Annotated in this window: 17 protein-coding genes and 1 riboswitch; of the genes, 7 read left to right on the forward strand and 10 right to left on the reverse strand. The window is 72.4% G+C overall.

Features of this window, described 5'->3' with window-relative positions:
* The first annotated feature begins 341 nt into the window (after nucleotides 1–341).
* Both G3I77_RS29420 and G3I77_RS29425 read left to right on the forward strand, forming a co-directional pair.
* Nucleotides 342–2,810, forward strand: a complete 2,469-nt coding sequence (locus G3I77_RS29420) for a SpoIIE family protein phosphatase (protein ID WP_248508336.1) — start codon at nucleotides 342–344, stop codon at nucleotides 2,808–2,810.
* A gap of 56 nt (nucleotides 2,811–2,866) precedes the next feature.
* The gene (locus G3I77_RS29425; protein ID WP_248508337.1) at nucleotides 2,867–4,105 is read left to right on the forward strand and encodes a PP2C family protein-serine/threonine phosphatase; all 1,239 of its coding nucleotides are present in this window, start codon (nucleotides 2,867–2,869) and stop codon (nucleotides 4,103–4,105) included.
* A gap of 14 nt (nucleotides 4,106–4,119) precedes the next feature.
* Here the strand turns inward: G3I77_RS29425 and G3I77_RS29430 are convergent, their stop codons facing one another.
* On the reverse strand, nucleotides 4,120–4,575 hold the full coding sequence (locus G3I77_RS29430) for an RpiB/LacA/LacB family sugar-phosphate isomerase (RefSeq protein WP_248508338.1): 456 nt from the start codon (nucleotides 4,573–4,575) through the stop codon (nucleotides 4,120–4,122).
* A gap of 353 nt (nucleotides 4,576–4,928) precedes the next feature.
* Between G3I77_RS29430 and G3I77_RS29435 the strand changes: the two genes are divergently transcribed.
* Together G3I77_RS29435 and G3I77_RS29440 are read left to right on the forward strand one after the other, a co-directional pair.
* Nucleotides 4,929–5,648, forward strand: a complete 720-nt coding sequence (locus G3I77_RS29435) for a 1-acyl-sn-glycerol-3-phosphate acyltransferase (RefSeq protein ID WP_248508339.1) — start codon at nucleotides 4,929–4,931, stop codon at nucleotides 5,646–5,648.
* Between the two features lie 58 nt (nucleotides 5,649–5,706).
* On the forward strand, nucleotides 5,707–6,738 hold the full coding sequence (locus tag G3I77_RS29440; protein ID WP_248508340.1) for an NAD(P)-dependent oxidoreductase: 1,032 nt from the start codon (nucleotides 5,707–5,709) through the stop codon (nucleotides 6,736–6,738).
* Nucleotides 6,739–6,783: 45 nt separating this feature from the next.
* Here the strand turns inward: G3I77_RS29440 and G3I77_RS29445 are convergent, their stop codons facing one another.
* The 8 genes from G3I77_RS29445 to G3I77_RS29480 all read right to left on the reverse strand — a co-directional run bounded on the left by G3I77_RS29445 (nucleotide 6,784) and on the right by G3I77_RS29480 (nucleotide 13,873).
* The gene (locus tag G3I77_RS29445; protein ID WP_248508341.1) at nucleotides 6,784–8,391 is read right to left on the reverse strand and encodes an alpha/beta hydrolase; all 1,608 of its coding nucleotides are present in this window, start codon (nucleotides 8,389–8,391) and stop codon (nucleotides 6,784–6,786) included.
* Between the two features lie 130 nt (nucleotides 8,392–8,521).
* Nucleotides 8,522–9,289, reverse strand: a complete 768-nt coding sequence (locus tag G3I77_RS29450; protein ID WP_374387230.1) for an urease accessory protein UreD — start codon at nucleotides 9,287–9,289, stop codon at nucleotides 8,522–8,524.
* A gap of 2 nt (nucleotides 9,290–9,291) precedes the next feature.
* Entirely contained in the window at nucleotides 9,292–9,969 is a 678-nt protein-coding gene (gene ureG / locus G3I77_RS29455) for an urease accessory protein UreG (RefSeq protein WP_248508343.1), read from the reverse strand.
* Between the two features lie 117 nt (nucleotides 9,970–10,086).
* On the reverse strand, nucleotides 10,087–10,761 hold the full coding sequence (locus tag G3I77_RS29460; RefSeq protein WP_248508344.1) for an urease accessory protein UreF: 675 nt from the start codon (nucleotides 10,759–10,761) through the stop codon (nucleotides 10,087–10,089).
* Nucleotides 10,762–10,770: 9 nt separating this feature from the next.
* Nucleotides 10,771–12,492, reverse strand: coding sequence for an urease subunit alpha (locus G3I77_RS29465; RefSeq protein WP_248508345.1), 1,722 nt, complete (start codon nucleotides 12,490–12,492; stop codon nucleotides 10,771–10,773).
* Nucleotides 12,485–12,796 (reverse strand): urease subunit beta, encoded by a 312-nt coding sequence (locus G3I77_RS29470; protein WP_053674249.1) that lies wholly within the window; start codon nucleotides 12,794–12,796, stop codon nucleotides 12,485–12,487. Before G3I77_RS29470 ends, G3I77_RS29465 begins: the two co-directional genes overlap by 8 nt.
* Before the next feature lie 13 nt (nucleotides 12,797–12,809).
* The gene (locus tag G3I77_RS29475) at nucleotides 12,810–13,112 is read right to left on the reverse strand and encodes an urease subunit gamma (protein ID WP_248508346.1); all 303 of its coding nucleotides are present in this window, start codon (nucleotides 13,110–13,112) and stop codon (nucleotides 12,810–12,812) included.
* Nucleotides 13,113–13,225: 113 nt separating this feature from the next.
* Nucleotides 13,226–13,873 carry a TetR/AcrR family transcriptional regulator gene (locus G3I77_RS29480; protein ID WP_248508347.1) on the reverse strand — a complete coding sequence of 216 codons (648 nt, stop codon included), beginning with the start codon at nucleotides 13,871–13,873 and terminating at the stop codon, nucleotides 13,226–13,228.
* Nucleotides 13,874–14,016: 143 nt separating this feature from the next.
* Here G3I77_RS29480 and G3I77_RS29485 point away from each other — a divergent pair, with 143 nt between their 5' ends.
* Nucleotides 14,017–15,009, forward strand: a complete 993-nt coding sequence (locus tag G3I77_RS29485; protein WP_248508348.1) for an ABC transporter permease — start codon at nucleotides 14,017–14,019, stop codon at nucleotides 15,007–15,009.
* An 84-nt stretch (nucleotides 15,010–15,093) separates the two neighbouring features.
* Here the strand turns inward: G3I77_RS29485 and G3I77_RS29490 are convergent, their stop codons facing one another.
* Nucleotides 15,094–15,381, reverse strand: a complete 288-nt coding sequence (locus G3I77_RS29490) for a type II toxin-antitoxin system Phd/YefM family antitoxin (protein ID WP_248508349.1) — start codon at nucleotides 15,379–15,381, stop codon at nucleotides 15,094–15,096.
* A gap of 90 nt (nucleotides 15,382–15,471) precedes the next feature.
* Between G3I77_RS29490 and G3I77_RS29495 the strand changes: the two genes are divergently transcribed.
* Nucleotides 15,472–16,107 carry an ATP-dependent Clp protease proteolytic subunit gene (locus G3I77_RS29495; RefSeq protein ID WP_248508351.1) on the forward strand — a complete coding sequence of 212 codons (636 nt, stop codon included), beginning with the start codon at nucleotides 15,472–15,474 and terminating at the stop codon, nucleotides 16,105–16,107.
* A gap of 7 nt (nucleotides 16,108–16,114) precedes the next feature.
* Nucleotides 16,115–16,423, forward strand: coding sequence for a hypothetical protein (locus G3I77_RS29500; RefSeq protein WP_248508354.1), 309 nt, complete (start codon nucleotides 16,115–16,117; stop codon nucleotides 16,421–16,423).
* 336 nt (nucleotides 16,424–16,759) lie between these two features.
* Nucleotides 16,760–16,972: riboswitch (cyclic di-AMP (ydaO/yuaA leader) on the forward strand.
* Nucleotides 16,973–16,974: the final 2 nt, after the last annotated feature.

Genomic DNA, 16,974 nt, shown 5'->3' on the forward strand with positions numbered 1-16,974 from the left:
CCGACCTTCCCCAGCCCGCCTCTCTCCGCGCGCGACCAACCCAGGCGCCTGCTCCCCCGGACCCACCGAGCCGCCCCCTGCGCAAGCGGAACGGCGGCGGTGGCCTGCCCCGGGGCGGGCGATTTGCCCGTGCCGCGGACCGGCTCTCTCCCACGCAAGCGGAACCGGGGCAGCGTGCTCGCCGAAGGCCGGCCGCCCCCTGCTGCCCGACACCCACATCAGCACCCACCCCACCCACACCGTCGCCCCAACCGGCCCTGCACAAGCCGCCCCCCGTTGCCGTAAGGGTGAAGATTGGGGCAAGAGGTGGTAGACCACTCTCAGCGACAGAGAGGTCGGCCGTGGGCACAGAAGAGGTGTGCGGCGTCGCCCGGCAGCGGTTCGATGTGGCCGACGCGGCGCCCCTGTTGCTCGATCCACAGGGCGTGGTGACGGGCTGGACCAGCGGTGCCCGGCGGCTGCTGGCGTACCCCGCCTCCGAGGCGGTCGGCAGGAAACTGGCCGACCTGCTGGTGGCCGAGGACGCGCAGCGCGTGCCGGACCTGGTCGAGCGGTGCCGCAGGGACGGCGGCTGGACGGGACTGCTGACGGCCCGCCGCAGGGACGGGCGGCCGGTGAGGGTCATGGCCCGGATCGCCTCGGCCGAGGAGGCGCACGGCGGCTCGCGCTGGCTGATGCTCCTGTCGGAGCTGGCCGACGCCCCCGGCTGGAGCATGAGCCGCACGGTCCTGGAGCAGATGGCGGCCGGCGCCCCGGTCGGTATCGCGATCGTGGACACGGACCTGCGCTTCGTCTGGTCGAACGCCGCCCTGGAGCAGTTCGGCGGCGGTCCGGCGGCGCGGCGGCTCGGTCTGCGCTTCGCGGACGTCCAGCCGGGCATGGACGCCCAGGCGGTCGAGGCCCAGATGCGGCACGTGCTGGAGACCGGCGAGGCGGTGGTCGGCTACGAGCACGTGGGTCACGTGCGCTCGGCCCCGTTGCGCGAGACGGCGCACATGCTGTCCTTCACCCGGCTCGAGGACGACCGGGGCCATGCGATCGGCGTGTACTACACGGTCGTGGACATGACCGAGCGGCACCGCGCGCGGCAGCGGCTGGCGCTGCTCGACCGGGCCGGCGAGAGCATCGGCCGCAGCCTGGACCTCACACGCACCGCGCAGGAGCTGGCGGACGTGGCCGTGCCGGGGCTGGCCGACTTCGTCACCGTGGACCTGCTGGAGTCGGTGCTGCGGGGCGCCGAGCCGGCCCCCGGGCCGCTCGCGGACTCGGAGGAGCCGGTGGAACTGCGCCGCGCCGGCTACCGGTGTGTGCGGGACGACCTCGCGGAGGCCGTCATCGAGATCGGCGAGGTGGTGGCCTTCCGGGCCGGCACACCGCCCTTCCGCTGCCTGGCCACGGGACGGTCCTGGCGCGAGGAGCGGCTCGACCCGCTGACCCGGGACTGGACCACGGACACCCCGAGCGGCCGCCGGGCCACGTTCCGGGAGCTGGGCCTGCACAGCGTGATGACCGTGCCGATCAGCGCGCGCGGCACCACCCTGGGCATCACGACGTTCTACCGTCGCCACCACCGGGAGCCCTTCGACGAGGGGGACCTGCGGCTGGCCGAGGACCTCGTCGCCCGCGCGGCCGTCTGCGTGGACAACGCCCGCCGCTACACCCGCGAGCGGGACGCCGCGCTCGTCCTGCAGCGCAGTCTGCTCCCCCACCGGCTGCCCGAGCAGGACGCCGTCGAGGTGGCCGCGTGCTACCGGCCGGCCGATGAGCTGACCGGTCTCGGCGGCGACTGGTACGACCTCATCCCGCTGTCCGGGGCGCGTGTCGCGCTGGTCGTGGGCGAGGTGCCCGGGCACGGCATCGACGCCGCCGCGGCCATGGGGCAGCTGCGGACCGCCGTACGGACCCTGGCGGCTCTGGATCTGCCGCCCGAGGAGGTGCTGGCGCACCTCGACGACCTGGTGGCGCGGTCGGCGCGGGAGGAGGGTGCGGAGCCCGGCCCGGTGGGCTCCGCGGGGACGCAGGGCGTGGGCTCCGGGTGCCTGTACGTCGTCTACGACCCGGTCGACGGCGGGTGCACGATGGCCGCGGCGGGGCATCCCGCCCCGGCCGTGGTCCGGCCCGACGGCTCCGTCCTGTTCGTCGATCTGCCGCAGGGGCCGCCGCTCGGCGTGGGCGGCCCGCCCTTCGAGGCGGTCGAGCTGCCCCTGGCGGAGGGCAGCACGCTCGCGCTGCACACCGACGGGCTGCTGGCCCGGGGGGAGACCTGGGCCGTCGACGCGGGCCGGGAGCGGCTGCGCCGGGCACTGGAGCGGGTGGGTCCGCTCGAGTCGCATTGCAGGGCCGTGGTCGACGCGCTGGTCCCGGCCCGCCCGTACGACGACGTGGCCCTGCTGATGGCCCGGACGAAACGTCTCGGCGCCGGGCAGGTCGCGGTCTGGGAGCTGCCGTCGGACCCGGCCGTGGTCGCCGACGCCCGCCGCACGGCCACCCGGCAGCTGGCGCACTGGGGCCTGGACGAGCTGGCCTTCACCACCGAGCTGGTGGTGAGCGAGCTGGTCACCAACGCCATCCGGTACGCCACCGGGTCCATCCGGCTCCGGCTGATCCGGGAGCGCGCCCTGGTCTGCGAGGTCCTCGACGGCGGCGCCACCGCGCCCCATCTGCGCCATCCGCGTACGACGGACGAGGGCGGGCGCGGTCTACTGCTGGTCTCCCAGCTCACGCAGCGCTGGGGCACCCGGTTCGTCCCCGAAGGGAAGATCATCTGGGCCGAGCAGGCCCTGCCGGACTCCCGGCATGAGGCCGGTTGAGGTTCCCCCATACCGTGCGAAACTGGTGTGACCCCGGCAGCGGTGAGGCGGTGGCCATGGCGGAGACGGCGATCGACTACGGTGCGGTGTTCAAGGCCCTGCCCGGCATGGTGGCGCTCCTGACACCCGAACTCGTGTATGCGGACGTCAACGAGGAGTTCGTCCGCGTCTCCGGCCGCTCGCGCGAGCAGCTGATCGGCAAGTACCTGTTCGACGTCTTCCCGGACAACCCGAACGACTCGGCCGCGACGGGCATGCGCAACCTGGAGGCCTCGCTGTACCGCGTCCTGGCCACCGGCGAGCGCGACACCATGGCCCTGCAGCGCTACGACATCGAGGACCCGGAGCGGCCCGGCGAGTGGCAGAAGCGCTACTGGAGCCCGGTGAACGCGCCGCTGCTCGGCTCCGACGGCAAGGTCGTGCTGATCCTGCACCGCGTGGAGGAGGTCACGGAGCTGATCCGGGCCCGGGGCAGCTCCCCGGGGAACCGGGGCGGCCGGGCCCAGGTGCTGGAGGCCGAGCTGTACACCCGCGCCCGTGAGTTGCAGGAGCTCAACGAGCGGCTGCGCCAGGCGCACTCCCGGGAGCGGGAGGTGGCGCTGGCGTTGCAGGAGGCGATGCTGCCCGCGCCCCGGCAGGTCGGCAACCACCCGGCCGCCGTCCGGTACCGGCCCGCCGTGGGCGCGCTCAACGTGTGCGGGGACTGGTACGACCTGGTCGATCTGGTGGGCGGCGACCGGATCGGCGTGGCCGTGGGAGACGTGGTCGGGCACGGGCTGGAGGCCGCGGGCGTGATGGGCCAGCTGCGCAGTGCGCTCAGCGCGGCCTCCCGGGTCGCCGCGGGGCCGGCCCAGGCCCTGGACGTGGTGGGGCGCTACGCCCACGTGATCGACGGGGCCGAGTCGGCGACCGCCGTGACGACCTTCATCGACTGCGACCGGCACGTCATCACGTACAGCAGCGCCGGCCATCCCCCGCCCGTGCTCGTCCACGCCGACGGCCGCACGGAGTTTCTCGACCAGGCCACGGACACACCACTCGACGCCCGCCCGGACCCGATCCCCAGACCTCAGGCCGAGACCACGTTCTCGCCGGGCGCCACGCTCGTGCTGTACACGGACGGCCTGATCGAACGGCGGCGTGAGGACATCGACACGGGTCTGGACCGGCTCGCCCACTCCCTGCGCGAGCATCGGGCCCAGGACCTCGAGACCCTCGCCGACACCGTGCTGCTGGAGTTGCTGCCGCCCGGCGGCGCCACCGACGACACCGCGCTGATCATCGTGCGCCTGTGACCGGCAGCCTGGACCTACAGACGGGTCTTGCCGTGGTCGAGCAGCCGGACGCGGTCGACGTTCTGCCGGTCCTCGGCCTCCGCGCTGGGCTCACCGGCGAACCACGCGTCGAGGATCTCCGACAGCAGCGGCTCCGACGTCAGCCGCAGGCTGAGCGCGAGCACGTTGGCGTCGTTCCAGCGGCGCGCGCCGTCGGCCGTGTAGGCGTCCGTGCACAGGGCGGCCCGCACGCCGGGCACCTTGTTCGCGGCGATCGAGGCGCCCGTGCCGGTCCAGCAGCACACCACCGCCTGGTCGGCCGTACCCTCGGCGACCTCGCGGGCCGCGGCCTCGGAGCACACCGCCCACTGCGGGTCGTCGTCCGCGAGCAGCGCGCCGTGCGGGCGCACCTCGTGCCCCCGCTCGCGCAGGGCGGCCACGAGGGAGCGGGCGACGGGTTCGTCCATGTCCGAGGAAACAGAGATCCGCATGCCTGGCAGGTTACTCGGCTGGGCGGCCGGGGCCACCGGCCCACAGCAGCCGTCCGCCTGCAAGAGCCACCGGCCCGCCACGCACCACCGCTATCGCGCCAGGCCACCCGTTCGGCTTGCCCGTCACCCGGGCGGCGCAGCACGCTGGTCCCGCGGTCCTCCCCAGCCGCATGAGCACCACCGGATACACCCACCTGACTGACCATCAGTCAAATGGCGAAGGATCTGTGCGGTCCGCCCGCACGAGGTGCCCGGTGGCCGCTCCTGCACCTACACTGGCACCCCACGACATGCCGGTTGACCTGCTGGAACGCGGCGGTTGAGTCCACCGCGAGAGTCGAGGAGCGCCCGCTTTGTTCTACTACCTGCTGAAATACGTACTTCTGGGCCCGCTGCTGCGACTGGTCTTCCGGCCTCGCATAGAAGGCCTGGAGCACGTTCCCTCGGAGGGCGCGGCCATCATCGCCGGCAACCATCTGTCGTTCTCGGACCACTTCCTGATGCCGGCGATCCTCAAACGGCGCATCACCTTCCTCGCGAAGGCCGAGTACTTCACGGGCCCGGGCGTCAAGGGCCGCCTGACGGCCTTCTTCTTCCGCAGCGCGGGACAGATCCCGGTCGACCGCTCCGGCAAGGACGCGGGCCAGGCCGCGATCCGCGAGGGCCTCGGCGTGCTGAGCAAGGACGAGCTGCTCGGCATCTACCCCGAGGGCACCCGCTCGCACGACGGCCGGCTCTACAAGGGCAAGGTCGGGGTGGCGGTGATGGCCCTCAAGGCCGGCGTCCCGGTGATCCCCTGCGCGATGATCGGCACCTTCGAGGCCCAGCCGCCCGGCAAGGTCATCCCCAACGTCCACCCCGTCGTGATCCGCTTCGGCAAACCCCTCGACTTCTCCCGCTACGAGGGCATGGAGAACGAGAAGGCCATCCTGCGCGCCATCACCGACGAGATCATGTACGCGATCCTCTCCCTGTCCGAGCAGGAGTACGTCGACCGGTACGCGGCCGTGGTGAAGGCCGAGGAGACCGCCGCCAACAAGGAACGCAAGTTCCGTCGCATGCCCCTCAGCTGAGCTCTGCTGTCGGCTGAGCCGGTTCCCGGGGCGGCTTCCGGCGGCCTACGGTCGCGGCATGAGACGTGCTGTGGTGATCGGAGCGGGCGGGCAGATCGGGAGGCCGGCCGTGGAGGCGCTGGCGCGGGACGGCTGGGAGGTGACGGCCGCCTCGCGCGGCGGCGGACGGGCCGAGAACTGGCCCGGCGAGGTGCGCGCGCGGCGGCTGGACCGGGAGGACGACGCAGCGCTCGGCGCGCTGATCGGCGACGGCTGCGACCTCGTGGTCGACATGGTCGCCTATGAGGCCCGGCACGCAGAGCAGTTGACGGGCCTGGCCGACCGGATCGGCTCGGCCGTGGTGGTGTCGACCGCGTCGGTGTACGCGGACGGCAAGGGCCGCGGCTTCGACACCATGGGCGAGCCGGACGGCCTCCCGCAGTACCCGGTTCCGATCGCGGAGGATCAGGCGACGGTCCCGCCGGGGGACGCCACGTACAGCACCCGCAAGGTGGCCCTGGAGCGTGAACTCCTCTCGGTGGGCGACCGGTTGCCCACGACCGTACTGCGCCCGGCCGCGATCCACGGACCGTACAGCCCGCTCCCCCGGGAGCTGTACTTCGTCAAACGGATCCTCGACGGCCGGCGCAGAAGGGTGCTCGCCTTCCGGGGCGAGAGCCTCTTCCACACCTCGGCCGCGCGCAACATCGCCGAACTGATCCGGCTGGCGGCGACCCGGCCGGGCTCGCGGGTGCTCAACGCCTGCGATCCGCAGCCGCCGACAGTGAAGGAGATCGGGGCCGCTGTGGACGCGGTCATGGGAGTGGAGACGGAGACCGTCCTGCTGAACGGACCGGCGCAGGCCTCCGTGGGCAGCTCGCCCTGGTCGGTGGAGCTGCCGGTGGTGTGCGATATGTCCGCCGCGGAACGGGAGCTGGGCTACCGGCCGGTCGTGTCCTACCAGGACAGCCTGCCGGAGACGGTCGACCGGCTCACCCGCCGGCTGTCCGGGCAGGACTGGCGCGAGGCGTTCCCCACCCTCGCCCGTGCCTACCCGGACCTCTTCGACTACGCGGCCGAGGACGCCTGGTTCGCGGTCCGGTCGGCATGAGGAAAGGGCGGCCGGGTTTCCGGCCGCCCCTCGTCAGCGTACGGACTACGGCTTGGGCGTGGCGTGCGGTGTGCACGTCACGTCGGCGCCGTCCAGCTTGCCGGTGAGCAGGTAGCTGTCCACCCGGGGGTTGATGCACGGGTTGACGAGGCTGGTCACGCCGTGGGAGCCGGCGTCCTTCTCCGTGATCAGGCGGGAGCCCTTGAACCGCTTGTGCAGTTCCACGGCGCCCGCGTACGGGGTGGCCGCGTCCCGCTCGGACTGGACGATGAGCACGCCGGGCAGGCCCTTGCCGGTCTTGACGTTCACCGGCGTCTGCTGCTTGGCCGGCCAGGTGGCGCACGGCAGGTTCATCCAGGCGTTGGCCCAGGTCATGAAGGGGTGGTCCTTGTGGAGCCGCGTGTTGTCGCGGTCCCACTTGCGCCAGCTGGTGGGCCACTTGGCGTCGGCGCACTCCACGGCCGTGTAGACGGCGTTGCCGTTCTCCGAGGACGCGTTGCCCGCCGTGTCGGACAGGTCGGGGGCGGCGGCGGCGACGAGCGCCTGGGTGTCCCCGGCGACGTACTTGCTGAAGACCGACGCGACCGGCGCCCAAGCGGAGTCGTAGTACGGGGCGCTCTGGAAGAAGGAGATGAGCTCGGCCGGGCCGACCACCCCGCCGATGGGGTTCTTCTTCGCGGTGGCGCGCAGCTCGAGCCACTTCGCCTGGACGTCGGCACGGGTCGTGCCGAGGTGGTAGGTCGCGTCGTGCTGGGCGACCCAGTCCTGCCAGTCCTTCCAGCGGCCCTCGAACGCGACGTCCTGGTCCAGGTTGGCCTGGTACCAGATCTTCTCGCGGGACGGGTTGACGACGCTGTCGACGACCATGCGGCGCACGTGGTCCGGGAAGAGGGTGCCGTAGACGGCGCCCAGGTAGGTGCCGTAGGAGACGCCGAGGAAGTTGAGCTTCTTCTCGCCGAGGGCGGCGCGGATGACGTCGAGGTCGCGCGCGGTGTTCGGCGTGGTCATGTGCGGCAGCATCCAACCGCTGCGCTCCTGGCAGCCCTCGGCGTACTCGCGGGCCAGCTTGCGCTGGGCGAGCTTGTCGGCCTCGGAGTCGGGCACCGGGTCCGCCTTGGGTGCCTTGACGAACTCCTGCGGGTCGACGCAGGAGATGGGCGTGGACTTGCCGACACCGCGCGGGTCGAAGCCCACGAAGTCATAGGCCTTGGCCGCGTTGGCCCAGACCGCGTTCTTGTTGGTGACCCGGGCCGGGAAGCGCAGTCCGGAGCCGCCGGGGCCGCCGGGGTTGTAGATCAGCGCGCCCTGCCGCTCGGCCTTCGTGCCCGTGTTGCCGATGCGGTCGACGGCGAGCTTGATCTGCTTGCCGTGGGGCTTGGCGTAGTCGAGCGGCACGGTGACGTACCCGCACTGGATCGGCTTGGCCAGGTTCCAGTCGGCGGGGCAGTCCTGCCAGTCGATGCCCGCCTTCGCGGCCCGGGCGGCGGCGATCGCGGTGCCGCGGGCCTCCCGGTCCTGGCCGTGGCCGCTGCCCGCGCTCGCGCTCGCGTTCGCGGTGGGCGCCGCGACGGCGCCGGCTATCAGCGTGGCCGTGACGAGCGCGCCGGCCGAACCCAGCGCCGCCACCCGCCTCTTCGGTCTCGAACCCCTCAAGGGGGACCTCCCCGTACCTCGTTGCGATCAGTACGGAGGATCCTCCCTGTTGTTAGGTTCCTGACAACAGAGTCGGGCGCCCTTCTTTGCCAATCCGATAAACGGAGAGTTCGTTCTGTTCTGCGGACGCCTACGTCCGCGGGAGCGACGTGAGGGCCTCGTCGAGCAGCCGCCGCAGCCGGAGGGCGTCCGGCGCCACCGCCGTCACCAGCGCGGCGGGCCCGGCGAGCGGCACCACCGAGGCCCCCTCCCCCAGCACCCGGGCCGCCACCGGCTCGGCGGCGAACTCCGGTTGTACGACGACCAGTTGGCCGACCGCCCGATGACCCGCCAGCACGGCGGGCCCGTCCCAGCCGCCCGGCGCGCCGGGCCCGCAGGCCAATTCCTGGTCGAGCACGACCTGCCCGGCGACCCGCACCGTCAGACGGCTCGTGAGCCGCCCGGGTTCCTCACCGACGCGCCCGAGCACCTGCTCCTCGCGCAGCACGAGCCGGGCGGTGGCGGCGAGCTCGACCCGGGTGGTGACAGACAGGTCACTGCCGTGGGCGGAGATCAACTGCTCGGGCAGCCAGTGCAGTTCGCCGTGATCGGCGACATTGAGCCGGACGTCGTAACGGGCATCGCCCTTCGCCTGCCCGGGCAGCGCGATCGTGGCGGCGGCCGAGCCCACGGACAGCCGCGCTCCCTCTTCCACCCGGCCCACCAGGGTGAAGTGGTCACCGCCGAGCGGCCCGCTCATCGCGCCGACCAGCATGACCCGCGCCTCGGCGCCGGTGGCCCGGGTGCGCCGCAGCGCCAGCGGCCCGTCGCTCTCCAGCACGGGCAGCGAGGTCCCGCCGCGCCCGTCGTCACGGGCGACGATCCGCGCGACGGACCGCACCCCGGCACCGGCACTCACGCTCAGGCCGTCCACGCGGCGAGCTGCGCACGCACCCACGCGGCGACGTCCGCCACTCCGGCCTCGCTCCGCAACGACTGGAAGACGACCGGCAGTTCAGCGCGCTGCGCCTTGGCGTCGGCGGCCATCCGGGCGAGGTCGGAGCCGACGTACGGGGCGAGGTCGGTCTTGTTGACGACGAGCAGGTCGGCGGTGGTCACGCCCGGCCCGCCCTTGCGCGGGATGTCGTCGCCCCCGGCCACGTCGATCACGAAGATCTGCGCGTCGACGAGCCCCTTGGAGAAGGTCGCGGTGAGGTTGTCCCCGCCGGACTCCACCAGGACCAGATCCAGGGGCCCGACCGCGTCCTCCAGATCCTCCACCGCCTCCAGGTTCGCGGAGATGTCGTCCCGGATCGCGGTGTGCGGGCAGGCGCCCGTCTCCACGGCCGTGATCCGCTCGGGCGGCAGCACGGCCTCGCGGAGCAGGAACTCGGCGTCCTCGCGCGTGTAGATGTCGTTGGTGACGACGGCGAGCGCCAGCTCGTCCCTGAGCGCCCGGCAGAGCGCGGCGACGGTGGCGGTCTTCCCGGACCCCACGGGGCCGCCGAGCCCGATGCGGAGCGCTCTGCGGGTGCCGTCGGGGCGGTGGGCGTCCGCGCTGAGGGCGGTGGGGGTGTCGCGGTGGTGTTCGAGGTGCATGTGCGGCTCCTGAGGGCTCGTGGTCGGGTGCGGGTGGGTGAGGGCTGGTCGGGCTCACGCGGCGGAGCCGCATACCGAACACAGCCCCGCGCGCCTGAGTGGGTTACCTGAGCGTCCTTATGATGCGAACAGGCGTACTGGCCACGCCGCATGCACCTCCGCCCCGATCTCCAGCAACGGCGCCGACCCCGCCGGCAAGGCGTCGACCCCCTCGTCGACCACCTTCCGGGCCGCCTCCACCGCCCGGTCCGCGACCCGGTCCACCTCCGGCGCCAGCCGGGCCAGCACCCCCGTGGCGTCGAACGGATCCAGACTCAGCAGCCGCACCGTCGCCGACGCGGGCCCGCTCACGCTCTCGTACGCCGCGCAGTACGCCGCGTCCACCGGCCCCAGCCCCGCTGCCCGGGCCGCCAGCCCCAGCACCACCGGCTGATGCGCCCCTTTGGGGAACTCCCTGCCGAGGGCGTCCAGTTCGGCGGAGGGCCAGGTCGCCCGCGCGGCCCGCAGCAACTGCCGTCCCAGCTTCCGGGCGGCGACCCGCAGCGCCGGGCACGGCGTGCGCGCGTCCGCGGCACGGTCCAGCGCGACGGGATCGATCCCGAGGGCCGCCGCCGCGGACAGTCCCGCCGCCACCAGCCCCGCCGTGTGCAACCGTCCCCGGCAGAACTCCCCCAGGCTCGCCGCCCCACTGATCCGCCCGGACTTGACCGCCGCCTCGGCACCACCGGAGTGCGCATGTCCACCGGCGGGAAACCGCCCGTCGGCCAGGACGAGAAGCGCTGCACGCGACATCAGACCACCTCAGAACAGGAAGTACCGCTGAGCCATGGGCAGTTCGGCCGCCGGAGCCGCCTCGACCAGCTCCCCGTCGATGTGCACGGCGAAGCTGTCGGGGTCGACCCGCACCTCGGGCCGCGCGTCGTTCTCCCGCATGTCGGCCTTGGTCACGCCGCGCGTCGACTCGATCGCCACGAACCGCTTCCCGAGCCCCAGCCGCTCCGGCAGTCCGGCCTCGACGGCCAGGGGCGCGACGAAGTTGACGGAGTTGGAGGCCGGTGCCCGCCCGATCGCCCCGTACATCGGGCGCGGCAGGATCGGCTGCGGCGTGGGGATCGAGGCGTTCGCGTCGCCCATCTGCGCGTACGCGATCTGCCCGCCCTTGATGACGAGTTGCGGCTTGACGCCGAAGAACGCCGGCTCCCACAGCACCAGGTCGGCCAGCTTGCCGCTCTCGACCGATCCGATCTCCCGGGCCAGGCCCTGGGCGAACGCGGGGTTGATCGTGTACTTGGCGACATAGCGACGTACGCGACGGTTGTCGGCCCGTCCGTCCCCGGGCAGCGCGCCCCGCCGCCGCTTCATCACGTGCGCGGTCTGCCAGGTGCGCATGACGACCTCGCCGACGCGCCCCATGGCCTGGGAGTCGGAGGAGATGATCGAGATCGCGCCCAGGTCGTGCAGCACGTCCTCGGCCCCGATCGTGGACGGCCGGATCCGGGACTCGGCGAAGGCCAGGTCCTCCGGCACCGCGGGGTTGAGGTGGTGGCACACCATCAGCATGTCGAGGTGTTCCTCGGCGGTGTTGACGGTGAACGGCCGGGTCGGGTTCGTCGAGCTGGGCAGCACGTACGTCTCGGAGACCACGGTCATGATGTCCGGCGCGTGCCCGCCGCCGGCGCCCTCGGTGTGGTACGCGTGGATGCCCCGCCCGGCGATCGCGGCGAGGGTGTCGCCCACGAACCCCGCCTCGTTGAGCGTGTCCGTGTGGATCGCGACCTGGGTGCCCGTCTGCTCGGCGACGGTCAGCGAGGCGTCGATGACGGCCGGGGTGGAGCCCCAGTCCTCGTGCAGTTTCAGGCCGAGCGCGCCGCCGCGGATCTGCGACAGCATCGCCTCGTGCGAGACGGTGTTGCCCTTGCCCAGCAGGCCGATGTTGAGCGGATAGGCCTCCATCGCCTCCAGCATCCGCGCGAGATGCCAGGGGCCGGGGGTCACGGTGGTGGCCTTGGAGCCCTCGGCCGGGCCCGTACCGCCGCCGACGAGGGTGGTGATGCCGGAGGACAGCGCTTCGTCGGCGATCTGCGGGCAGATGAAGTGGACGTGCGCGTCGATCGCACCGGCCGTGAGGATCCGCCCGTTGCCGGCGATGATCTCGGTCTCCGGGCCGATGACCAGGTCCGGGTGGACGCCGTCCATGGTGTCGGGGTTGCCGGCCTTGCCGATGCCGGTGATCCGGCCGTCGCGGATGCCGACGTCGGCCTTGACGATCCCCCAGTGGTCGATGATCACCGCTCCGGTGATCACGGTGTCCGGGGTGCCCTCCGCCCGCGTGGCACGTGCCTGGCCCATGGACTCGCGGATGACCTTGCCGCCGCCGAACACGGCCTCGTCACCGGCGAGTCCGGGGCCGCCGGTGCGGTCCTCCTCGATCTCGACCAGCAGGTCGGTGTCGGCGAGGCGGATCCGGTCGCCGGTCGTCGGGCCGAACAGGTCGGCGTACGCGGCACGCGAGATCTCAGGCATCGAGGGCACCTCCGGTCTCCCCGCGCAGACCGGGCACCACACGGGCGCCGGCCAGCGGAACGAGTTCGACGTCGACGGGGATCCCGGGCTCGAAGCGCACGGCCGTGCCGGCGGCGACGTTCAGCCGCTTGCCGCGCGCGGCGGCGCGGTCGAACTCCAGGCCGGGATTGGCCTCGGCGAAGTGGTAGTGGGAGCCGACCTGCACGGGCCGGTCGGCGGCGTTGAGGACGGTGAGCCGGGTGACCTCGCGACCCTCGTTGTAGGCAATCGGGTCCTCGGCGAACAGGATCTCTCCGGGAATCACGGCGGCCTCCCCGTCAGACGATCGGGTCGTGGACGGTGACGAGCTTGGTGCCGTCCGGGAAGGTGGCCTCGACCTGGACGTCGTGGATCATCTCCGGGATGCCCTCCATGACGTCGTCCCTGGTCAGGAGATTACGTCCGGAGGACATGAGTTCCGCGACGGTCCGGCCGTCCCGCGCGCCCTCCAGGATGTGCGAGGTGATGAGCGCGACCGCCTCGGGGTGGTTGAGCTTCAGTCCGCGGGCCCGGCGCTTCTCGGCCACGTCGGCCGCCACGTGGATCAGCAGTCGTTCTTGCTCGTGCGGGGTCAGTTGCACGTCCCACCTCACAGTCCTCGCTCCGGGCCGTGCGGGGCCCGGTTGCCGCGGCCACGGGGCAAAGTGCCAGGTGGCGTGGAGCGGCAGGCTAGTTGGACCGCGTTTCGGACACGTTAACCGAGCTGTGATCCACCGTTTGCGGTGTTCTCGTCCCGCATGCTCGTCAGTGCCCGCAGACCGTCCCGGAGGATCTCGACCGGGGCCGGCCCGAAGAGGGACTGCTGTGCGATGAACCCGAGCACGGCGGCGATCATCGTGCGGGCCACATGGTCCGGCGCCACGTCCGCCCGCATCATCCCGGCCTCCTGGTAGCCCTCGACGATCCTCCCCCAGGCCGCACGGACCGAGCTGTAGCCCTCCCGCAGGAGGTCCGCCAGCTCCTCGTTGCGCAGCGTCTCCGTCCACACCTGGATGACGAGCCGCGGGAAGGCGGGCCGGCCGTCGACGACCAGGGACTCACGAGCGGCGAGCGTCTTGCCGAGGACGGAGGCGACGAGTTCGTCCGGCGGCGGGGGCGGACTCTGCCGGGCCGCCTCCTCGAAGGCCCCGCGGACCGAACCGAGCACCTCGGCGACGATGGCGCCGATCAGCTCCTCCTTGCCGCTGAAGTAGCGGTACACCGCCCCCGCCGAGAGGTCGACCTCCTTCAGCACGTCCTGCATGGACGTGGCGTGGAAGCCGTTGCGGGCGAAGCAGAGCGCGGCGCCGTCGAGGATCTGGCGGCGGCGGGCGTCGAGATGTTCCTGGGACACGCGGGCCATGATCCCCAACTTAAAACGAATATTCATTCTTGACAAGCCGCCGCGAGCGGGGCACGGTAGGGGCAGAATAAAAACGAACGATCCTTCTTTTTAGCGCTCCCGCTTCCGGTGCCCTCCGGTTCCGCTCGCTTCAGGAGACCCTCATGCCTTCCCGCAACCGCCACCTGATCGCGGTCGTCGTCCTCGTGCCCGTCCTGGCGGCCCTCGCCCTGTGGGCCTTCGCCTGGCCTGCCTCCCGTATCGCCCCCCGCGACCTGCCGCTGGGCGTGGCCGGACCGCCCGCCGCGGCGGCCCAGGTCGAGCGGCGACTGGAGCGGCACGAGGGCGCCTTCGAGATCCACCGCTACGCCGACGAGGCCGCCGCCCGGGACGCCATCGAGGACCGGAAGGTCTACGGCGCGGTCGTGGTCACGCCGCAGGGGCCCGAACTGCTCACCGCGTCCGCGGCCGGACCGGCTGTCGCGCAGTTCCTCCAGCAGGCCGTGGCGCAGCAGGCCGCCGCCGGAGGCGCACAGGTCGAAACGGTCGACGTCGTGCCCACCCCGGCCAGTGATCCGCGCGGCGCGGTGCTGAACGCCGCCGTACTGCCGCTCGCCCTGGCCGGTATCGCGGCGGGTGCGGTGGTCACCCTGCTGGGGCTGCGCGGCATCCGGGCCGTGCTCGCGCTGCTCGGCGCGTCCGCCCTGGTGGGCGTGGTCGCGGCCGGGATCGCGCACAGCTGGCTCGGGACGCTCGGCGGCGACTGGTGGGCGGAGGCGGCGGTACTCGGCCTGTCCACGGCGGCCGTCGGCGGTGCCGTCGCCGGCCTCGCCGCCCTGGTCGGTCCCGCCGGCACGGGCATCGGCGCCGCCGTGGTGATGCTGCTGGGCAACCCCTTCTCCGGCGCCACCTCGGCCCCGCAGATGCTGCCGGAACCGGCCGGCGCGATCGGCCAGTGGCTGCCGCCCGGCGCGGGTACGACACTCCTGCGCTCGGTGTCGTACTTCGACGGCGCGGCGGCGACCGGGCCCGCGCTGACCCTGGCCTGGTGGGCGGTGCTGGGGCTGGGTGCCGTACTGCTCGGCAGCTCGCTCCGGGCACGGAAGACGGGCGGTGAGCCCGCGGCCGACCGGCGGGAGCTGTCGGCCGTCGGCTGACCACCGCCCCGCCCGCGCCCGGGCGACCTCACAGCAGACGACCGTGTGTCCCCGCTGTGGCGGACGGGGACGCACGGCCTTTCGTCAGGCCGGGCCGGCGCTCCGGTGCTCCGCCGCGATGCCCAATCGCCGTGGCTCGACAGGAGTGGACGCGACCTCCCGGACCGTGGAGACCGCGCTGATCACCTGCTCCTCCGCGACCTCCGCGAGCTCCTGAGTCTCTTCGAGTCGCCGCAGGTCATCGGCCGATACGAGGGCGACGAGGGGCTTGCCGTGCCGGGTCACGACGACGCGTTCGCCGGCGTACACCACGCGGTTGATCAGGTCGGCGAGTTCAGCCCTGGCTTGCGTCACCGGAATCTCGTAGGCCATGTCCCCATCATAACGTGACGTACGTCCTGTACATTTTTCACAGAGACGGCTGTCGCCGGAGACAGCTCCGCCCGCGAGGAGGGGTTCGCCATGACCCGATCGTCCGCCCGCTACGTGCTGCCCGAGTTCACCGAACGCACGGGGTCCGGGCTCCGGACGATGGATCCGTACTCCAAGCTTCTGGAGGAGCGGATCGTCTTCCTAGGGGCACCCGTGGACGAGACCTCGGCGAACGACGTGATGGCCCAGTTCATGCACCTCGAGCACCAGGCCCCCGAGCGCGACGTCTCGCTCTACATCAACTCCCCCGGCGGCACGTTCCACGCGATGACGGCGATCTACGACACGATGCGGTACCTCTCCTGCGACGTGGAGACGATCTGCCTGGGCCAGGCCGGCGCCGCCTCCTCGGTCCTGCTGGCGGCGGGCACGCCCGGCAAGCGATTCGCACTGCCCGACGCACGCCTGGTGATCCATCAGCCCGCACTGCCCGAGCCGGTCCGGGGCCAGGCCGACGATCTGGCCATCCAGGCCGACGAGTTGACGCGCGTCCGGAGCCGGATGGAGGAGATGCTCGCGCTGCACACGGGCCGCACCCGCGAGCAGGTGAGCGCGGACATCGAGCGGGACAAGGTCCTCACCGCCCAGGAGGCGGTGGAGTACGGCCTGGTGGACGGGATCATCCCCAGTCGCAAGGCCACCCTGGCTCCGCCGACCGGCGAGTGAGGCCCTGGTGCTGCCGCCCGAACTGCCGCCGCTGCCCGCCCTGACCCGCGCCGAGGCGGAACTGATCGACCGTTACCTCGAGGTCGTCGACCTGCTCGGCCGTATCAACCCGGCCCAGGACGGGGACACCTACCGCGGACTGCGCGCCGCCCAGGCCCTGGTCGGCAAGGCGACCGCGCTGCGTGACGCACTGGCCCTGATGCACCAGCGGGGCGAGACCGAGCTGCACGCCGGCACGCTGGCCCGGGCACTGCGGGTGCTGGACGGCGAGCGGCGCACGGCCCGGCTCACCCTGCCCCCGGAGTCCGTCAGTTGACGCGCGACCGTCGGTCCGGACGCCCGCCCTGTCGGCGAAGCGTCCGGACCTGAGTTGAAACGGACCAAAAGACGTACCCCTGTTCGGAGTAGGGGGACGACCGATTTTGGGACCGATCCGGTTGCGCAACGCGCGTAGCCCGCGGGCGCAATGGGGCATTCCGTCGCTGGTCCGATGCTTCGCGAACCCGTGGACAGTGGCTCGAACGCACACGTGTCCACCCGAACGGGTGAGTGGTGAGTAACAACACAAACCCCCGGTTCCGTTGGGAAATCCGGACAGCCATGAGCCAAGATCCCTGTCTGACGACAAGCCCCCGCCGCTGTGGCGGGGCGATCCGGGCGGACGCCGAGTCCTGCCGCCACCCGGATGACCGGTCGACAGGAGTGGATCGGCAGGAGTGGAGGACCCAAGCACGACGGGTCGCCGGGACGGTCACACCATGACCGGACCCGAGCAGCCCTTGGGGTGAAGCCGCGTCAGCGGCCGGGCAACTTCGCCAGCCCGAATCCGACAGGTCATCCTTCACAGGCGGCTGACGAAGGGTTGCG

Source organism: Streptomyces sp. D2-8 (assembly GCF_023184515.1).
Taxonomy (GTDB): domain Bacteria; phylum Actinomycetota; class Actinomycetes; order Streptomycetales; family Streptomycetaceae; genus Streptomyces.